We start from the raw sequence: 18,189 nt of genomic DNA, 5'->3' as shown, positions 1-18,189 counted from the left end.
GTGATGAAATGACAACGCAAACAAACTTGATATTTTGGCGTCTTGCCTATTTCTTTGTTGTAGAACAGGAATATACGTTACTCAAGCTAAGTCAGGACCGTAACGAAATGCTGCTTGAAAATCGCTCGGTTAAAGAAGCAGCAGTCATTAAGCTGTCTCGACAAAATCTTGGCTGGGCTGCCTCTCTGAGGCGTGACAATGAACAAACCGTTTGGATTGGTGAACGTCTCCGTAAACAAATAGGAATGAGAAAGCTTTCTATGCTGAATGTTATCGTATCTCCTCATCAGCCGGTTGACGAATTTACACAGTTTATCAAGCCGGTCGAAAGCGGAAAAACAAAAGCTTCCATTCTTTTGTTTACTGAAGAAGACATAGCCGGCCCGCTTCAAGAGCTGGAGCAGCTCCTAATGCTTGTACCGGATAAACGGGACTTTGAGGGAGCAGAAGATGAAGCCGCTGCATATGAACGAGCTGTATTATCACATGAAGTAAAACGCAAAGAAGAAGAAAAGCGATTTTTTTATTATGGAAAGCCATTTTTTACATACATTTTTACAGCCGTTAATATTTTGATGTTCCTTCTTATGACTCTTGCTGGAGGCAGTACGACTACAGATGTGCTTGTGCAGTTTGGAGCGAAATTTAATCCTCTTATTTTAGAAGGGGAGTGGTGGCGCTTTATAACCCCAATCTTTCTTCACATTGGCCTTCTGCACCTTTTAATGAATTCAATGGCGCTATACTATCTGGGTATGGCGGTTGAACAAATATATGGCCGAATAAGATTTCTATGGATTTATTTGTTTTCTGGTTTTACAGGGAGCTTGCTGAGTTTTTTACTTACTCCTAATTTATCAGCAGGGGCAAGTGGTGCTATTTTTGGTTTGTTTGGAGCGCTTCTTTATTTCGGTGTGACAAAGCCAAAGCTGTTTTTCCGAACAATGGGAATGAACGTACTTGTTGTAGTTGGGATTAATTTAATATTTGGATTTACAGTGCCCGGAATTGATAATGCCGGCCACATTGGCGGCCTTGTTGGCGGTTTTTTAGCAACAGGTATTGTTCACTTTCCGAAAAAGCATCGTTTCATTCAACAAGTATTGTTTCTAGTGGTCGCTTTAGCCTTAACGGCAGCTGGATTATTTTTCGGATTTCAGCATGGTTACGCAGCTTTGGACGCGCAATCTGTTAATACTCAAGCTGCAAATGAGCTTGATACCGGAAACAAGCAGGAAGCTGAGCGTATTTTGACGAATTTTATTGAAAAGGGCGGCAAACCTTCTGCTGAAACTTATTTTTACTTAGGTTTTATCAAAGCAGGCGATGGCCGTTTAACAGAAGCAGCCGGCCATTTTAAACAAGCAGTTCAATTAAGAAGTAATTTTCATGAAGCACATTACAATTTAGCTCTTATTTATTCCGAACAAAGCCGTTACAAGGAAGCAGCACAAGCAGCGGAACAAGCTGTAAAATATGCTCCGGACGAGCAAGTGTATCAAGATTTAGTTCAAAAGCTGAATAATGAGTAAAAAGCAGGGTGAAAAGATGAAAACCATTTTTGATGTACAGCAGTTGCTCAAGAGATACGGTGTATTTGTTTACATTGGCAACCGTGTAGCAGATTTGCAATTAATGGAGCTTGAATTAAAGGAATTATATCAGTCTCAGCTGGTAGAGCCAAAAGAATACCAAATGGCACTGCTTTTATTGCGCCAGCACATCGCAATTGAAAAAGAAAAAGAAGAGGGGAAATGACAATGGCAGAAAAAAGGCTTGCTGCATTTGACATTGGCGGCACAACGATTAAATTAGCTTTTTTAACAACAGAAGGAAAGATTATTCGCAAGTGGTCTATCCCCACTGATCGCACAGATAAAGGCAGTCGAATTGTGGCAGATATTGCCCGTTCTTTTTACAAAGAATTGGCAGCAGACGGTCTCACACCTGCAGATGTACTGGCTGCAGGTGTAGGTGCTCCAGGTCCGGCAGATCCAGTATTAGGCACTATCTCTGGTGCTGTAAATATTGGCTGGCCAAATGGCTATCCTTTAAAAGAGCTTTTAGAAAAAGAAATTGAGCTGCCTGTCTTTATTGAGAATGATGCTAACTGTGCCGCACTCGGTGAGATGTGGAAAGGAGCTGGCGCAGGTACTGGAGACGTCGTTTGCATAACACTAGGCACAGGCGTTGGAGGCGGCGTTGTTTCAAAAGGAATGATTATTACAGGGGTAAACGGGTCAGCCGGAGAAATTGGCCATATGACAGTTGTGCCTGAAAATGGATTTCCTTGTAACTGCGGTAAATATGGCTGCCTTGAAACGGTAGCATCCGCAACAGGAATTGTGAATTTATATAAACAGCAGGGAAAAGATGCGCCAGATGCCCGAACGGTATTTGAGCATGCGGCAGCTGGAGATGAGGCTGCCAAATATGCGGTTGACCGCTGTGCATTTTATTTAGGCCTTGCTGTCGGCAATATTGCTAATGTAATAAACCCAGCTAAAATCGTGATCGGAGGCGGTGTTTCAGAAGCGGGCACTGCTTTAATAGACCCTTTAGAGGAATATGTAAGGCAATTTACTTTTCCACGCGCCCTGGAGGTGCTTACACTCGAAAAAGCTCGGCTTGGCAATGATGCCGGCGTAATTGGGGCAGCTTATTTAGCAAAAGTAATGGCCGTTTCATAATGCAAAAAACAGTTCCATTCGGAGCTGTTTTTTTATTTTATGAAACTTTTTATGAAACTATGCGTATGAATTAAAGAGCGAAATCGTCAGGAAGCTATTATAAAGCACTGCTTTTTCGTTCTGTTTGCTTTTTTGTAAAAAAAGTATTAAGATTGTGAAAGACAATTTACACTAGGTTAAAAAGAATATGATCCCCGAACACTGTTAGAGAGGTAACGAGGAGGCTGAAAAATGAAAAGAACATTACGCAGCAACATTTCGCTTATTGCTGTAACCGTTTTGTTCTTATGGATGAAAACATACATCGTCTATAAAACAAGCTTTAACATGGACATTGAAAACTCACTTCAAGAATTTATTTTGCTGATTAACCCCCTTAGCTTTATTATGCTGGCAATGGGTATTGGCTTTTTCTTTAAAAGCGACAAAGCACGCAATCGATATTTACTAGGCATGAGCTTTTTCTTAAGTTTTTTGCTTTATGCCAATGTTGTGTTTTATCGCTTTTTTAATGACTTTATTACGATGCCGCTTTTGTTTCAAACAAGCAACTTTGCGGATCTTGGTAACAGTGTAACAGAAGAGTTTAATATAGCTGATATTTTGTATTTTGCAGATGTGATTGTTTTGTTTTTCCTGCTTAAATTCAAGCCGGCATTTGTGAAGTTCCGTCCAATGCCAAAAATGAACCGCCGCGCATATTTTTTGTCAGCTGCTGCGCTTATGTTTTTAAATCTAGGATTGGCAGAAGTAGAACGGCCGCAGCTTTTAACAAGAACATTTGACCGCGAAATGCTTGTGAAAAATATTGGTACATTCAACTATCATATATATGACATTTTTCTCCAGTCTAAATCATCTGCTCAGCGTGCGCTGGCGGATGGAAGTGAATTGACTGAAATCGAAAACTACTCTGATGCAAATTATGCAGAACCAGATCCATCGCTTTTCGGGGCGGCTAAAGGTAAAAACTTAATTATGGTATCGGTTGAATCCACACAGTCGTTTGTTTTAAATAATAAAGTAAATGGCAAGGAAATTACCCCATTTTTAAATGATTTTGCAAAAGAAAGTTTAAACTTTACTAACTATTACCACCAGACAGGGCAAGGGAAAACCTCTGATGCGGAATTTTTAACAGAAAATGCTCTGTATCCACTAAGTCGTGGAGCGGTGTTTTTTACCCACTCTGGCAATGAGTTTAACTCAATGGCTGAAAAACTCAAAGAAAATGGTTATTTTTCTAATGCCATGCATGCAAACAATAAAAGCTTCTGGAATCGGGACATCATGTACGATTCAATAGGATATGAGCGTTTCTACGATGTAAACGATTATGATGTGAATGAAGATAACAGTGTAAACTGGGGCATGAAGGACATTCCATTTTTTGAACAGTCGGTTGGACTGATGCAAGATATGCCGCAGCCATTTTATTCGAAAATGATCACACTGACCAACCACCATCCATTTTACTATGACAAAGAAGACCAAATGATTGATGAGTTTAACTCAAACAGCGGTACATTAAATCGTTATTTTGTAACAGTTCGCTATACAGATGAAGCGTTAAAAACGTTTGTAGAGGATTTGAAAAAAGCAGGACTTTATGAAAACTCTGTGATTGTCCTTTATGGGGATCATTACGGTATTTCAGAGAATCATAATGAAGCAATGGCTCAGTATCTGGGCAAAGAAGTCACGCCATATGTATCAGCAGAACTTCAGAAAGTGCCGTTTATGATTCATATTCCAGGTGTTAAAGGCCAGGAAATTGATACAGTAGGTGGTCAGGTAGACGTACGTCCAACACTGCTGCATTTGCTGGGAATTGATACAAAAGGAGACATTCAGTTTGGACAAGATTTGTTGTCTGATGAGCATGAAAGCTTTGCAGCATTCCGCGATGGCCGTTTTATTACGGAGGATTACGTGTATGCTGGAGATGCGTGCTGGGATAAACAAACCGGTGAACAAACAGATGTGTCTTACTGTACGCCTTATATTGAAAAGGCAGCAGCTGAGTTGAATTATTCTGACCGGGTGATTTACGGCGATCTACTTCGCTTCTATGATCCTAATGCTGCAAGAAAAGAATAAAATTAAATGCCCATTTAAGCTGGGTTATTGAATAAAAAAACACCTGACTTTTAAGTCAGGTGTTTTTTTAATGGGCCGCTGGATAACCGTGGTGCAAAACCGTCATAATGGTAAACCAGCCAATCACACCGGCTGTACCTAGACTAAACACGATCCCAAGGAGATTTTTGTTTTTTACAGCGCTAATCGTACTGAAAACGGCAAGAATGGTAATAAGAGCAAAAATAATTGTTAACCCGTTCATTGTACCAGCCCCCTTTATATAAAAACCATAAATGACTATGTAAGCGTAAAGCATAATTTTATTGTATAAGGTTTTATTCTGTTTGTCGAGATGAAAGCGGATAATTCTTTTAACGGCTGCAGTTTCCTGTTACGATAACAAATGAATAAAGAAAAAGGTGGAGATAATATGGATTGGACTCAATTGCCGCTAGGTCCTCTGCAAACGAATTGTTATATACTTTCTCATGAGTCAAAGTGTATTGTTTTTGATCCTGGCGCAGAAGGCGACCAGCTTGTCGGCTGGCTAAAAGAAAATCAATTAGAGCCGCTGGCTGTTTTACTGACCCATGCTCATTTTGATCATATTGGGGCGATTCGTCCGCTTAAGCAAGAATTTAATATGCCAATTTACCTTCATGAGAAAGAAGCAGAGTGGCTTGAAAGTGCCGAATTAAACGGTTCCAGCCGCTTAGGCATGGGAGCTATCACCGCTCCTCCTGCTGATATTCTTATTCAGGAGGAAAAAGAGCTGTCTATCGATCTTTTTACATTTAAGCTCTTACATACACCCGGTCATTCACCAGGCAGCATTTCCTATTACTTTGAAGAAGGAGGAGCGCTGTTTGCGGGAGATACTCTTTTTATGGGCAGCATTGGGCGTACAGACCTTGCAGGGGGAGATCACGAGACGCTAATGACAAGCATTCATGAAAAAATTATGCTATTGCCGGAAGAAACCATTGTTCTTCCAGGGCATGGCCCGGTAACATCGATCATCACAGAAATGGATAACAATCCATTTTTAAATGGATTTTAAAAAACAGAGAACGCCTTTATGGTGTTCTCTGTTTTTATTAGCCTGTATATTTCATAATTTGTTTCTTTTTAGCCAGGCTTCTTAGCTTCTCAGGATTGTATCCGACTACAAGAGCTTTTCCGTCTGTTAAAATGGGGCGGCGCAGCAGTTTTGGCTCCTGAATAATTAAATCAACAACAGCTGAAAGGGGCATTTCATCTACATTCACATGTAACGATTTAAACGTTCTGCTGCGCGTAGCAAGCAATTCATCAAGGCCTTCTGACGTCATAGAAAGAAGGGTTAACAGCTCCTGACGTGTAGGCGTTTCGCGAAAAAGATGACGTTCTTGAACTTCAACGGAATGAGCAGACAACCATTTTTTTGTTTTCCGGCATGACGTACAGCTTGGGTACGTATAAAAGGTAACAGTAGACACGAATACTCCTCCTTTTTGATTATGAATCTACTATACAATACTTGTACAATAATTGTACAGCGGTGAGTTCTTTAATTGTGTCAAATTTCGAAACAGGCTCATAAGTATGACTTTTATCATTTTTCACCATAAAATTGGTGCTTATAATGATAAAAAATGATGAGATGATCTTATGAATTCAGTTTTAAAAGTGACAGGAGCCCTTGCTGACGCTACACGCTATTCTATTTATGAATATATTTTAAAAGAACATCGAGACTTAACTGTACAGGATATTGCGAATCAATTTGGCATTCATCCAAACGTAGCACGCTTCACTTAACCAAGCTCGAGGATGTAAGCTTAATCGGTTCATGTCTTCAGAAAACAGGAAAAGGAGGCCGGCCGGGTAAAATTTATAAGCCAGCGGAAAAAGCTGTACAGCTTGCATTTCCGCATCGCGATTATCAGCTTTTATCGAATATTTTGCTAGAGGCTCTTGAGCTGTTTGGAGAAGATGGGGTAAGGATGGCGGAAGCGGCGGCCCAAAAAGCCGGCCGGCGTTCCGTAGAAGCCGAAACCAATCGCACAGTTTCTTCCCTTCTGAGCAAGGAGCGCCTTCAATTGCTGAGCACACTTACAGCACGGATTGGTTATACAGTGCATTCTGAGGAATCAGAAGAGGGACTGCGTATTCAATTTGCGATTTACAATTGCCCATTTAAAGAATTACTTCAGGAAAAAGAGGCAGCCACCTGCCGTATTCATAAAGCGTTCTTACAAGGCGTGGTGGATACATTATTTGGGTCATCGGTTTTAACTCAGCCAGCTACAATGTTTGATGGATGTAAAGAATGTATGTATCAATCGTTTGCGGAAAACTGAGTAAAGAAACGCTTACATTTTTGTGTGTTATCCTTTATAATAATGATATTCATGGACCAAGCTTTGAAAAAAAGGAGGGATACATAATGGATCGAATGTTTCGCGTAATGGCATTTTGGACCGGTATTTTTTCTTTAATGTTTTATCTCGGCCATATGGATAAAACGGCTTTGCTTTTCCTTGGCCAAACAGGATTTTTCTTATTATTAGGGTATTTGCGTCTTTCTGAAAGAATGTACATTTATGTTTTCGGTGCCTACTTAACCGTTTTTTTTGCGGGCTTCACATATTGGTCAACCTTTATGATGACGCCAGGAAGCGGGGGGCATTAAAAGAAGGAGAGCCTTTAAAGCAATTTGCTTTAAAGGCTTTTTTGTTAAAGTTTTGTAAATATTCCAAAGAAATGGTGTGTAAGCTGTTATTATATAGTATGCTCAAAAGGAAGGAAGGTGATGATTTGCAGGTTGAGCAAAAAATTGATCAAATGTTACAGGAAGCTGTTCGTATGCAGGCAACTGATCTTCATTTAATGCCAAAACAAAATGGCTATTTACTTAAAATACGTGTCGGCGGCCAATTGATTAAAAGTGAAACTTTTTCCCTCCGCGAAGGAGAAAGGCTTATTGCTTACTTGAAATTTACGGCATCGATGGATATTGGTGAAAAACGAAAGCCTCAAAGCGGTTCTTTTCGTTACACTGCCCACCAGCTTCCTTTATCACTCCGTATTTCAACACTTCCAGCTGTTCCTCACAAAGAAAGCCTCGTTATCCGCCTTTTGCCACAGGAATATGCTCCGCCTCTTTCCCATTTAACATTGTTTCCTTATACAGCCTCCCAATTAATTTCCTTATTACATTATTCAAATGGCCTTATTCTCCTCAGCGGTCCGACCGGAAGCGGAAAATCTACTACACTTTACTCGATGATTCAGCATTGTGCCTCCCACTTAAACAAGCATGTGATTACACTTGAGGATCCTGTTGAAAAACAACAGGACGCTTTCGTACAAATTCAAGTAAATGAAAAAGCCGGTATTACATATTCGACGGGGTTAAAAGCTATTTTGCGCCACGACCCTGATGTAATAATGGTTGGTGAAATACGAGACGAAGAAACAGCACGAGCAGCGGTTAAAAGTGCTCTTACAGGACACCTTGTACTTTCGACGATTCATGCCCGCGATGCTGCAGGTGTCATCGGCAGGCTGATGGAGCTTGGGATAACACAGCACGAAATGACGCAGACATTGATTGGAATTACTGCACAGCGGCTTATTCGTATTCGATGTCCGAACTGTAACGGGATTTGCATAGAAACGTGCACACAATCAACCAGGCAGGCTATTGTTTGTGAGCTGCTGTCAGGGAAAGCTCTTTTCGACGCATTAAAAGAGAAGCAAATAAATGAAGAGAGGTCTTCTTATAAAAAGCTGCAGGATGAACTGCGGAAAGGAATGGCATATGGATTTGTCACAGGCGAAGAATGGGCTCGCTGGTGTTTTAGCTAAGCGGACTTCAGCCAAAAATGGAGCTGATTTTATTACAAGGCTTGGTGAAATGATGATCAAAGGATTTTCTATTGGGGATGCCGTGGAGTTTTTGCTGATGAATATTCCAGACATCAATAAAAAACAAACACGGACTATTCAAAAACAGCTCCGAGCCGGCATTCCACTTCATGAGATTTTGCCGGTCCTGCATGTTCCTTCTCTTATCTGTCTGCAGGTTTTCTTTGCAGAACAGCATGGAAATGTACAGGAAACCCTCGTTCAAGCAGGTACACAATGGAGTAAAACGGAACAAGCAAAAGAAAAGCTGATCCGGCTCCTGCAATATCCACTTTTCCTGCTTGCTCTGCTTATTATACTGCTTGCTGTATTAAATACCTTTGTCCTTCCCCAATTTCGTGATCTGCATGCTTCAATGGGCTATGAACCGCAGGGGATGATTCTACTTCTGCTCTTTTTCCTTCAATGGGCGCCCCCGGCCGTTTTAATAATCACCCCTGCATTGGCTGGTACTCTTCTCGTTTTATATACACGTTATAAACTTCTTTCACCACAAAAAAAAGCGGACATGGCAACAAAAGTTCCTTATATTAAAGCGCTGTTTCAGCTTTATTTTACACGGCTTTTCGCACGGGAATCCGCGCAGCTGCTAAACAGCGGCTTTTCCGTCAACGAACTTCTCCATGTATTTGAAAAGCAAACCATTTATCCGATGCTTTGTGAAGCATCCAAAAAAATAAACAGTCAGTTAATGACTGGTACTTCATTAAAAGAAGCAATTGCAAACATCGCCTGGTTTGACCGAAAGCTTCCCGCTCTGATTGGACATGGAGGAGCAAATGGACGAATGGGAGAGGAGCTGCTTCTTTATGCAGAATTTTGTGATCAGCTTATTGAAAGCAAAATCAAAAAAGCAACAGGGATTATCCAGCCTATTGTTTTTGTCATAATTGGCACAGTCGTTATGGCTGTTTATCTCTCAGTGATGCTGCCGATGTTTGAAATGATTGGATCTGTTTAATGAAGGAGGAAACATAATGATAAAACTTATAAGAAATGAACGTGCTTTTACATTAATAGAAATGATGATTGTCCTATTGGTCATCACTGTGCTTCTTTTTATCGCCATCCCAAATGTAGCAAAGCAAAGTAAAAATATTAATGCCAAAGGGTGTGACGCGTTTATTCATATGGTGCAAGGCCAGGTTCAGGCGTATAGGATTGACAAAGGATCACTGCCTTCCACGATTGACACCTTGGTAACGGACGGATACTTAAGAGATGACGAAACGACTTGCCCGGGTGGAGGTGCTGTTACGATCGATGCAGAAGGAATTGTGTCAGCCAGTGAGGCATAAAGAAGGCGGCTTCACACTTCTTGAAATGATGGTTGTACTGACTGTTTTCACTGTTTGCTTCGGTGCTGCGCTCGTTCCGCTTCAAGCGATTGCAGAAGATGTGAGGGATCGCCAGTTTTTTTACCAGGTAGAACGGGATTTGTTTGCAGCCCAGGCGTATGCACTATCAAAAAACAAAAATGTCATTGTCGATTTTTTTGAAGGCGGAAGCAGCTATTACCACATTTACACACACGAATATCCCCGAAAAACAGTGATAAAGCGTGAAATCCCGGAGCGATTTTTATTTGAAGCAGGAGGTTTAAACACAATTACTTTTTTACGAACAGGGATGACAAACCGTTTTGGAACATTTTATTTCATAACAAATAAAAAAAGCATCAGGCTTGTATTTTCAATTGGAAGGGGGCGTTTTTATTTTTCTGAGGAATGAACGAGGTATGACAGTAGCTGAAAGTCTGCTGGCTTTAACAGCACTTTTGATAGCGGCAGGCACTCTTCTTCCTTTTAGCTTACATTTGATTGAAGGCACGTCCTGGCGCTGGGAGCAGCAGGAAGGAATGAGAAAGCTGTATGAAGAAGCCGAATCAAGAATTTACTCGGAAGCTTCTTTTTCTTATGAATTGGATCATCCAAATTTCAGCGGGAAAATGGGCTGGGAGGAAAGTGAAGGGAAAGCATCTGCATGTGTGGAGAGCAGAGGGGAAAAAAGGTGTGTGGTGGAACAGTAATGGATTTACGCTCATTGAATCATTGATTGTATTAATGATATTCAGCGCGTACGCTGTCTCTGTTCCGCTTCTTTATGATGGTGCTTACCGGGTGATCGAATCGGGGAAAGCGGAAAAAAATACAGAATGGGAAATTTTTGTGATACAGCTGCGCAATGAAATGCATAGAGCCTCCAACTGGAAAACTTCTGAAAAAACTCTGACCTATTCAGCTGAAGGTTCAAGCGATGAACTTGTAACGATCAGTCAATATTACGATAAAATTAGAAGACAGGTGAATGGGCTGGGACATGAAGTTTTGCTTCAGCATGTAGAAACAGCCTCATTTTCAACAAAAGGAGGAAAGGTTTATATTCATGTTACCTTTTCAAACAATGAACAAGAAGGTACTGTTATGTACCCGCTTTACAAAGAAATGCCTTAAACAGCAGCAGGGAATGATTTATCCGCATATTCTGCTTATATTAGTTTTAATTATGGCAGCGTCTGTATCTGCTGCAGACGCTGCGGTAACCAAGTGGAAAACGGCAGAGGACTTAACGAATTACTATGAATTTCGGGTTGCTGAGCTGATGGCTCTGCGGCGTGTCTTGAATGAGTCGGCTCCTTTGTCTCTTCAAACAAAAACGAACCTGGGAATAACGAGTGCTACAGTAACAAAAATTGATGAAAAACACTGGAATATTCGCATTGCAACAACTCATAAAGAAGGTTTTTTTTACGCTGCCTATTTATATGATCCCCATAATAAATCCATTATTAGGCGGATTGAATATCGCTGATCACTTTTCCCGGGCAAGATAAAAAAGTCCGCCATTTAAAACAGAAACCCGTATGACTGGTTCAAAACGACGCATAATAGCGGCTTTTTCCCTCTCAAAGTGTTCAGCATTGTCTTCATCCTGTTCAAAAAAAGATTGAAGAAGTTCAAGCTCTGCTTTTTGCTTTTTGCGTGCTGTTTGGGCCCAAACATGCTCTTCTTCTAGTAAATCTCTCCACAGCTTTTGTTTGAGCCGAGTTAATCCGCTTGCAGGTGTAATAAGCGGTGAAAGCACGTAATGATAAGGGCTGATAGAGTGACTAAGAGTCAACGAGCCTGTCATTTCCAAAAAACGATCTGAAAAAGCGCCATTAATCAAATGAAGGGCAAGTGGAACAAGCTTTTCTTTTTTACCGTTAGCCTCGTAAGAAAGATGAAAATGAACAAACAGCCAGGGGTCAAGCTGAATCATTCCAGCCGTTTTTTGGGTTTCATACAATTGAACAAACGATGCTTTTTTTTGAGCGTATGAAAGAAGCTGGTGAAAACGCGGAGACCCGAATGTAATGTACTCCTCCTGGTGTTTAAGCGGGCGTCCGGGATCTTTGGTGAAAAAAGTGATTGCCATAGGATCACCAGCCTGTCCGAGCCGATCTTTATAATGCCAATAAAAAGGTCGGTTCATCAAAGCGCGGTCGGCTTCCTCAGTCAATTGGATCGTTAAAGAATGTTCGGACTCTTCAAGGATGGAACATTCACAGGCAGTAAAAAAGGAACGGATAAAAGACATCAATGTTGTTCACTCCAATGCTGCAGCAAGGTTTTGCATTTTTATTTCCCATTCTCGAACGCTTTTGGATGTATGAAAGGTGTCATGCAGATGGTCTTCAATCCAATTTTCGTCTAGGATACTATCCAGCTTTCCAATCGCTGTTTGAAAAAGGGCAATTTTTTCGTAAAGCAAAGACAACATACGATCTTCTACAGATTGTTTATAAGCAAGGTGATAAATATATACATTCTGCGTTTGACCATAACGATGAACGCGGCCAATTCGCTGTTCAAGTTTCATTGGATTCCAAGGCAGATCAAAATTGATTACATGACGGCAAAATTGAAGGTTCAGTCCCTCACTGCCTGCTTCGGTAGCGATAAGAACCCGTGCTGGGCCTTTGAATAGTTCAATCATCCAATCTTTTTTGCTTTTTTTAAACTTTCCTTGAAAGGAAACAGCCGGAATTTGTTGAGAGTGAAAAAATAGTTCCAGGTACTGCTGTGTTGCGCGATACTGGGTGAAAATAAGAACTTTTTCATCCAGCCCTTTTATGATTTCTAACGCTTTTTCTGCTTTTGAATTTCGGTCAATCGCTCGAGCCAGCTCAGCTATTTTTGTCTGGTCAAATCCTTCCTGCTTTTGCAAAGTAGCCAGCGCTGCATATTTGCTGCTGCATGCTTCCCGCTGCAGCGTCAAGAGGGTGATGGAAGCCGGTAAATATTCAGACAACGAGTCATAAAATACTTTTTCCTCTTTCGATGGATCGATCCGGATCGTCTGAATAAAACGTTTGATCGGTTCGTGTTCTACCTCTGTTCTCGTATTACGGACCATAACCTGCCTGAGCAGGGCATGAAAAGCGTCGCGATTTTGAACAGAGCGCTTTCCATCTTTGAATTGAGACTGAAAGAATCCGTTGCTGCCAAACAGTCCAGGTCTTAACAGAGAAACAAGATGAAACAATTCATCTGCATTATTTTGAACAGGTGTAGCTGTTAACAGGAGACAATACGTTTTATTTAATCGGCTGACAAATTGATGGTTTTTTGTGGCAGGATTTTTGAGCCGGTGGGCCTCATCAATAATGACCATATCGAACAAGGTATCAGAAAACACGTCGGCAAATTTTGCCTGCTTCGCTGAATCAATCGATGCAATTTGTACACCATTCCAGGTCCAGTCTGGATTTTTTCGTTGTACCAGCGCAAATATTTGAAACTTTTCACGAAGTTCTTTTGCCCACTGGCTGACCAGGGAAGCAGGTGCTAATATAAGAATGCGAGAAGCGAGCCCCCGCAGCATATACTCTTTTAATATAAGTCCAGCTTCAATCGTTTTACCAAGGCCGACTTCATCTGCTAAAATAGCGGTTCCATTCATTTCTTCCATTACCGTTTGGGCGGTTTTAAGCTGATGGGGAAGAAATTGTATATGTGGCAGAAAGCCGGGCGCCAAAAGTCCATCAAAACGGGAAGGCAGAATTTGCTGCTTCATTTGAGCGGTTAAATTAAAAAGTGCCCAGCCGCCAGGTGTTGAAGCTGTTTTCAGATTTTGATCAAGTGCATTTGCCCAGGTATCATCATACATAATAGCAGGCTTCATCCCTCTCAAAGTCTCCTTTCGCTTTCATGAGCTGTCCCTAGTCTGCCTTGAAAGAGAGAGGAATATACATAGACAAAGAAAAACAGCCCTGTGGAAGCAGGGCTGTGTTTTATTTTGCTTTAATTTTTCCCGTCCATTTTTTAAATCCGCCTTGCAGATGATAAATATCGCGATACCCTTTTCTATAAAGCATTTGTGCTGCCCGTCCGCTGCGAAGGCCGCTCTGGCAGTACAAATAAACAGGCTTGTCCGCACGAATTTCTTTCATCCGCTGCTTCATTTGAGTGACTGGAATATTCCGGGCTCCTAAAATGTGGCCACCATTATATTCGTTCGGTTCACGCACATCAATTAACTGCGCTTTCCGGTATCCTTTTATAAATTCTTCCTGGCTAAGCGGTTTTACTGCACGTTTTTGAGAAAAGTACATAAAAATCGCATACAAAATGATGGCACCGAGTACGGCGGCAATAGAATAAAGCAACGTCGTGTTCCCCTTTCGAATAAACTGCTCCCTTTATTATATCGATATGGTTATCAGAAGAAAAGAAAATTCTCTTAAAAAAAGAAGTGTGTTCGCCTTTGAATTTCTGGTTCAATTTGATAGACTTGTTGAGGGAATTTACTATGAAAAGAAGGCGTATATTATGGCAAAAGAAACATGGGCTTTTCTGGATACTGGAAATCAAAGTGCCGCTTACAATATGGCTGTTGACGAGGCGCTGCTTGACTGGCACAGCAGAGGCTTGATTCCGCCTGTTGTTCGTTTTTATGGCTGGGAGCCAGCTGCGCTGTCGATCGGGTATTTTCAAAAAGCGGAAAAAGAAGTGAATTTTGATGCTATTAAAGAATATGGACTTGGCTTCGTGCGTCGTCCTACCGGTGGAAGAGGTGTGCTTCATGAGCACGAGCTGACCTACAGCGTCATTGTAAGTGAAGAGCATCCGGATATGCCAGCGGGTGTAACGGAAGCATATCGAGTCATTTCGGAAGGCGTACTTCAAGGGTTTCGCGCGCTTGGGCTTGCAGCAGAGTTTGCTGTACCCCGGACGGAGGAAGAAAAAGCGAGCTTGAAAAACCCGCGGTCAAGCGTTTGTTTTGATGCGCCAAGCTGGTATGAGCTGGTTGTAGAAGGAAGAAAAGTGGCAGGAAGCGCGCAAACCCGGCAAAGAGGAGTTATTTTGCAGCACGGATCTATCCTGCTTGACCTGGATGAAGACAAGCTTTTCAGCTTGTTTCACTACCCAAATGACCGGGTAAAAGAGCGGATGAAGCGGGCATTTGGAAACAAAGCAGTGGCGATTAACGCACTTCGTTCAGAACCGGTAACACTTGATGAGGCACGTGTTGCGTTCAAACAAGGATTTGAGGACGGGCTCGATATTCACCTTGAACCGCTTGTTTTAACAGATGACCAAAAGCGTCAAATTGAAACCATTCAAAGAGATCGATATGAAAACCCGGATTGGAATTTTCGTAGATAAAAAGAGGTTCGACAAAATTATTTTTTTTTGCTTTTTTCTCTTGAATTTTAAGGCCTGCCAGAGGATGAGCCGAAGGGCAGCCGCTTGACAAACCGCAGTAACTAAATCAATATATAGAATATAAAATTGAAAACAAACACAATATATTGTGTTTGTTTTCGCTTTTTTCAACAGAATACAAAAGGAGTTGTTTTCATGTCTGCTACGTCCGCTAAGGTTATGTCACTGAACGTCGACCAGTTAAACAAGGACATCAGCATTTTCCCGCAGGTTTTCCCGATCACGCCGGAAATGAACATTACACATAAAGGCGTTTCCCGCCTGGTTATGATTGACCGCTATTCATTTAAAGATACTGAAAAAATTACCCTGTCTGAAGGAGACTTTGTTGTTCTGACAATTAAAGAAGATCCTAAATTCCCAGCTCGTGGGACAGGCTTTGTCGTATCGCTTGACCGAGAAGCGAAAAGAGCATCGATTTTGATCGATGAAGAATACCGCAGTGCGATCGATGATCCACAAGAAGCAGAATCAGGTATTATTCACCGCAGTCTCGATGTGATTGAAAAGCCGCTTGAAGTTTTTTACGAGCAGATTGCTAAACGCAACGCAGCAGGGCTTTCATCCGTTGAGAAAACAGATGAAAAGAAAAAAGAATGGTTCGATAAATTTTATAATGAACTTGTAAGCTTAAACTTTATTCCGGCGGGCCGTGTATTATATGGAGCGGGGGCAGACACAGACGTAACATATTTTAACTGTTATGTAATGCCTTTTGTAGCTGATTCACGTGAAGGCATATCCGAGCATCGTAAGCAGGTAATGGAAATTATGAGCCGCGGCGGCGGCGTTGGAACGAACGGCTCTACTCTTCGTCCGCGCAATACCCTTGCCCGTGGCGTAAACGGGAAGTCATCTGGATCAGTTTCATGGCTTGATGATATTGCCAAGCTGACACACCTTGTTGAGCAGGGCGGATCAAGACGTGGTGCTCAAATGATTATGCTGGCAGATTGGCACCCGGACATTGTAGAATTTATTATTTCAAAAATGCAAAACCCGCGCATTTTGCGCTATCTTCTTGAAAATACAGAAGACGAGCAAATTCAAAAAGCGGCAAAGGACAAATTAAACTTTAAGCCGCTGACGGAGCGCGAAGAGCAAATGTATCAGGGTGTGACAAATTATAAAAACATTCCTGGTTATGGCGGCTTCAGTCCTGAAATTATTAAAGAAGCGGAAGAGAAACTTCGTACCGGCGGAACATACAGTGTTCATAACGCTGAATTTTTAACAGGTGCCAATATTTCAATTTGCTTAACGAATGAATTTATGGACGCAGTAGAAAGAGATGCGGATTATGAACTTCGTTTTCCAGCCGTTGAAAAATATAACAAAGAAGAAATGGATCATTACAACGAAAACTGGCACAAAATCGGTGATGTCCGTGAATGGGAGCGCCAGGGAAATCAAGTTCGCACGTATCGTAAAATTAAAGCACGCGAGCTGTGGAATTTAATTAATGTATGTGCAACGTATTCAGCGGAACCGGGCATTTTCTTTATCGACAATGCCAATGAGATGACCAATGCAAAAGCATATGGCCAGCAGGTTGTCGCAACAAACCCATGTGGTGAGCAGCCCCTTGCACCATTTTCTGTCTGCAACTTGGCAGCAGTTAACCTTGCCGAAATGGCGGACAAGGAATCGAAAACGGTGAATTTTGATAAACTGAAACAAACGGTTCGCACCGGCGTTCGTATGCAGGATAACGTAATCGATGCAACGCCATATTTTCTTGAAGAAAACAAAAAACAGGCACTTGGTGAACGACGGGTCGGTCTTGGCGTAATGGGACTGGCGGACCTGCTGATTTATTGTGAAAAAGAATATGGTTCTCCGGAAGGCAATGCACTTGTTGACCAGGTGTTTGAAGCCATTGCGGTCACAGCGTACGAAACATCTGTGGAACTGGCGAAAGAAAAAGGCAGCTTCCCATTCCTTGAGGGAGAAACGGAGGATGAAACGGCTCGTCTTCGTGAGGCATTCATTCAAACCGGCTATATGAAAAAAATGCCGGATCACGTCCGAGAAGCGATTGTTCAAAACGGTATTCGCAATTCGCACTTGTTAACTGTTGCACCGACGGGTTCTACTGGAACAATGGTCGGCGTATCAACGGGATTAGAGCCGTATTTCTCCTTCACGTACTACCGAAGCGGACGTCTTGGTAAATTCATTGAAGTCAAAGCGGATATTGTAAAAGATTACTTGGAGCGCAATCCGGCAGAGGATCCGGATCAACTGCCTGACTACTTTGTTACTGCTATGAGCCTTGCTCCAGAAGCACATGCAGATGTTCAATGTGTGATTCAGCGTTGGATTGACAGCTCCATCTCTAAAACAGTGAATGCGCCGCGCGGCTATACTGTTGAACAAGTAGAAAATGTATACGAGCGTCTTTATAAAGGCGGCGCGAAAGGCGGCACTGTGTACGTGGATGGAAGCCGTGATTCCCAGGTACTCACATTGAAAGCGGAAGAAAACACATGGGATGAAGAGGAAAAAACGGAATCGAAGGAACATGAAAATCACGTTGTGCTGATCGATACCATTCAAGATCTTCGCTCAACGAATGTAACCATTGGCAGTGAAGTGGGCAATACTTGTCCAGTCTGCCGCAAAGGTACAGTAGAAGAGCTCGGCGGCTGCAATACATGCACAAACTGCGGAGCCCAGCTGAAATGTGGATTGTAAGCAAAAGATAAATTCATAAATAAAAGCCGCCTCGATATACAGAGGCGGCTTTTATTTATACCCAATAATCGTAGATAAGAAAAAACTCGGCCTGGATG

At 41.8% G+C, this 18,189-nt stretch carries 22 protein-coding genes; 17 read left to right on the top strand and 5 right to left on the bottom strand.

Annotated elements, in window-relative coordinates; all coding sequences use genetic code 11:
* Positions 1–8 precede the first annotated feature (8 nt).
* The 4 genes from VP97_RS06350 to VP97_RS06335 all read left to right on the top strand — a co-directional run bounded on the left by VP97_RS06350 (position 9) and on the right by VP97_RS06335 (position 4,790).
* Positions 9–1,532 carry a rhomboid family intramembrane serine protease gene (locus tag VP97_RS06350; protein ID WP_050180845.1) on the top strand — a complete coding sequence of 508 codons (1,524 nt, stop codon included), beginning with the start codon at positions 9–11 and terminating at the stop codon, positions 1,530–1,532.
* Between the two features lie 16 nt (positions 1,533–1,548).
* Complete coding sequence (locus VP97_RS06345; protein WP_050180844.1) at positions 1,549–1,758, top strand: YqgQ family protein; 210 nt, start codon at positions 1,549–1,551, stop codon at positions 1,756–1,758.
* A gap of 2 nt (positions 1,759–1,760) precedes the next feature.
* Positions 1,761–2,690, top strand: a complete 930-nt coding sequence (locus VP97_RS06340; RefSeq protein WP_050180843.1) for an ROK family glucokinase — start codon at positions 1,761–1,763, stop codon at positions 2,688–2,690.
* A gap of 231 nt (positions 2,691–2,921) precedes the next feature.
* Positions 2,922–4,790: an LTA synthase family protein gene (locus VP97_RS06335; RefSeq protein ID WP_050180842.1), complete on the top strand. Its 1,869-nt coding sequence runs from the start codon at positions 2,922–2,924 to the stop codon at positions 4,788–4,790.
* 67 nt (positions 4,791–4,857) lie between these two features.
* Here the strand turns inward: VP97_RS06335 and VP97_RS23215 are convergent, their stop codons facing one another.
* Positions 4,858–5,034: a DUF2759 domain-containing protein gene (locus VP97_RS23215; RefSeq protein ID WP_082220256.1), complete on the bottom strand. Its 177-nt coding sequence runs from the start codon at positions 5,032–5,034 to the stop codon at positions 4,858–4,860.
* 168 nt (positions 5,035–5,202) lie between these two features.
* Here VP97_RS23215 and VP97_RS06330 point away from each other — a divergent pair, with 168 nt between their 5' ends.
* Positions 5,203–5,832: an MBL fold metallo-hydrolase gene (locus VP97_RS06330; protein ID WP_050180841.1), complete on the top strand. Its 630-nt coding sequence runs from the start codon at positions 5,203–5,205 to the stop codon at positions 5,830–5,832.
* Between the two features lie 37 nt (positions 5,833–5,869).
* Here VP97_RS06330 and VP97_RS06325 read toward each other — a convergent pair whose 3' ends face one another.
* A complete protein-coding gene (locus VP97_RS06325) occupies positions 5,870–6,250 on the bottom strand; it encodes a Spx/MgsR family RNA polymerase-binding regulatory protein (RefSeq protein WP_050180840.1) in 381 nt (126 codons plus the stop codon).
* 172 nt (positions 6,251–6,422) lie between these two features.
* Between VP97_RS06325 and VP97_RS23750 the strand changes: the two genes are divergently transcribed.
* The 10 genes from VP97_RS23750 to VP97_RS06280 all read left to right on the top strand — a co-directional run bounded on the left by VP97_RS23750 (position 6,423) and on the right by VP97_RS06280 (position 11,495).
* Positions 6,423–6,572 (top strand): helix-turn-helix domain-containing protein, encoded by a 150-nt coding sequence (locus VP97_RS23750; protein WP_156153431.1) that lies wholly within the window; start codon positions 6,423–6,425, stop codon positions 6,570–6,572.
* 185 nt (positions 6,573–6,757) lie between these two features.
* A complete protein-coding gene (locus tag VP97_RS06320) occupies positions 6,758–7,114 on the top strand; it encodes a helix-turn-helix domain-containing protein (RefSeq protein ID WP_050180839.1) in 357 nt (118 codons plus the stop codon).
* An 86-nt stretch (positions 7,115–7,200) separates the two neighbouring features.
* Positions 7,201–7,446, top strand: a complete 246-nt coding sequence (locus VP97_RS06315) for a DUF2626 domain-containing protein (RefSeq protein WP_050180838.1) — start codon at positions 7,201–7,203, stop codon at positions 7,444–7,446.
* Positions 7,447–7,571: 125 nt separating this feature from the next.
* Complete coding sequence (gene comGA, locus VP97_RS06310; protein ID WP_082220270.1) at positions 7,572–8,624, top strand: competence type IV pilus ATPase ComGA; 1,053 nt, start codon at positions 7,572–7,574, stop codon at positions 8,622–8,624.
* Positions 8,578–9,645: a competence type IV pilus assembly protein ComGB gene (comGB, locus tag VP97_RS06305; protein WP_050180837.1), complete on the top strand. Its 1,068-nt coding sequence runs from the start codon at positions 8,578–8,580 to the stop codon at positions 9,643–9,645. Before comGA ends, comGB begins: the two co-directional genes overlap by 47 nt.
* 16 nt (positions 9,646–9,661) lie before the next feature.
* On the top strand, positions 9,662–9,982 hold the full coding sequence (gene comGC, locus VP97_RS06300; protein ID WP_050180836.1) for a competence type IV pilus major pilin ComGC: 321 nt from the start codon (positions 9,662–9,664) through the stop codon (positions 9,980–9,982).
* Positions 9,948–10,415 carry a competence type IV pilus minor pilin ComGD gene (gene comGD / locus VP97_RS06295; RefSeq protein ID WP_172656737.1) on the top strand — a complete coding sequence of 156 codons (468 nt, stop codon included), beginning with the start codon at positions 9,948–9,950 and terminating at the stop codon, positions 10,413–10,415. The genes comGC and comGD overlap by 35 nt, the downstream gene beginning before the upstream one ends.
* Positions 10,416–10,422: 7 nt before the next feature.
* Positions 10,423–10,713 (top strand): hypothetical protein, encoded by a 291-nt coding sequence (locus tag VP97_RS24190; protein ID WP_050180834.1) that lies wholly within the window; start codon positions 10,423–10,425, stop codon positions 10,711–10,713.
* The gene (gene comGF / locus VP97_RS06285; RefSeq protein WP_050180833.1) at positions 10,697–11,137 is read left to right on the top strand and encodes a competence type IV pilus minor pilin ComGF; all 441 of its coding nucleotides are present in this window, start codon (positions 10,697–10,699) and stop codon (positions 11,135–11,137) included. The genes VP97_RS24190 and comGF overlap by 17 nt, the downstream gene beginning before the upstream one ends.
* Positions 11,138–11,150: 13 nt before the next feature.
* Positions 11,151–11,495, top strand: a complete 345-nt coding sequence (locus tag VP97_RS06280) for a hypothetical protein (RefSeq protein ID WP_050180832.1) — start codon at positions 11,151–11,153, stop codon at positions 11,493–11,495.
* Here the strand turns inward: VP97_RS06280 and VP97_RS06275 are convergent, their stop codons facing one another.
* The 3 genes from VP97_RS06275 to VP97_RS06265 form a co-directional block, all read right to left on the bottom strand.
* The gene (locus tag VP97_RS06275; RefSeq protein ID WP_050180831.1) at positions 11,496–12,263 is read right to left on the bottom strand and encodes a YqhG family protein; all 768 of its coding nucleotides are present in this window, start codon (positions 12,261–12,263) and stop codon (positions 11,496–11,498) included.
* Between the two features lie 9 nt (positions 12,264–12,272).
* Positions 12,273–13,850, bottom strand: a complete 1,578-nt coding sequence (locus VP97_RS06270) for a DEAD/DEAH box helicase (RefSeq protein ID WP_050180830.1) — start codon at positions 13,848–13,850, stop codon at positions 12,273–12,275.
* Positions 13,851–13,959: 109 nt separating this feature from the next.
* The gene (locus tag VP97_RS06265) at positions 13,960–14,280 is read right to left on the bottom strand and encodes a rhodanese-like domain-containing protein (RefSeq protein ID WP_050180998.1); all 321 of its coding nucleotides are present in this window, start codon (positions 14,278–14,280) and stop codon (positions 13,960–13,962) included.
* Between the two features lie 217 nt (positions 14,281–14,497).
* Between VP97_RS06265 and VP97_RS06260 the strand changes: the two genes are divergently transcribed.
* Positions 14,498–15,334: a lipoate--protein ligase family protein gene (locus VP97_RS06260; RefSeq protein WP_050180829.1), complete on the top strand. Its 837-nt coding sequence runs from the start codon at positions 14,498–14,500 to the stop codon at positions 15,332–15,334.
* A 195-nt stretch (positions 15,335–15,529) separates the two neighbouring features.
* The gene (locus VP97_RS06255) at positions 15,530–18,091 is read left to right on the top strand and encodes a vitamin B12-dependent ribonucleotide reductase (protein ID WP_050180828.1); all 2,562 of its coding nucleotides are present in this window, start codon (positions 15,530–15,532) and stop codon (positions 18,089–18,091) included.
* Positions 18,092–18,189: the final 98 nt, after the last annotated feature.

Origin of the sequence: Domibacillus robiginosus, assembly GCF_000966195.1 — a bacterium.
Taxonomy (GTDB): Bacteria; Bacillota; Bacilli; order Bacillales; family Domibacillaceae; genus Domibacillus; species Domibacillus robiginosus.
This window is presented reverse-complemented; position numbering and strand designations above follow the sequence as displayed.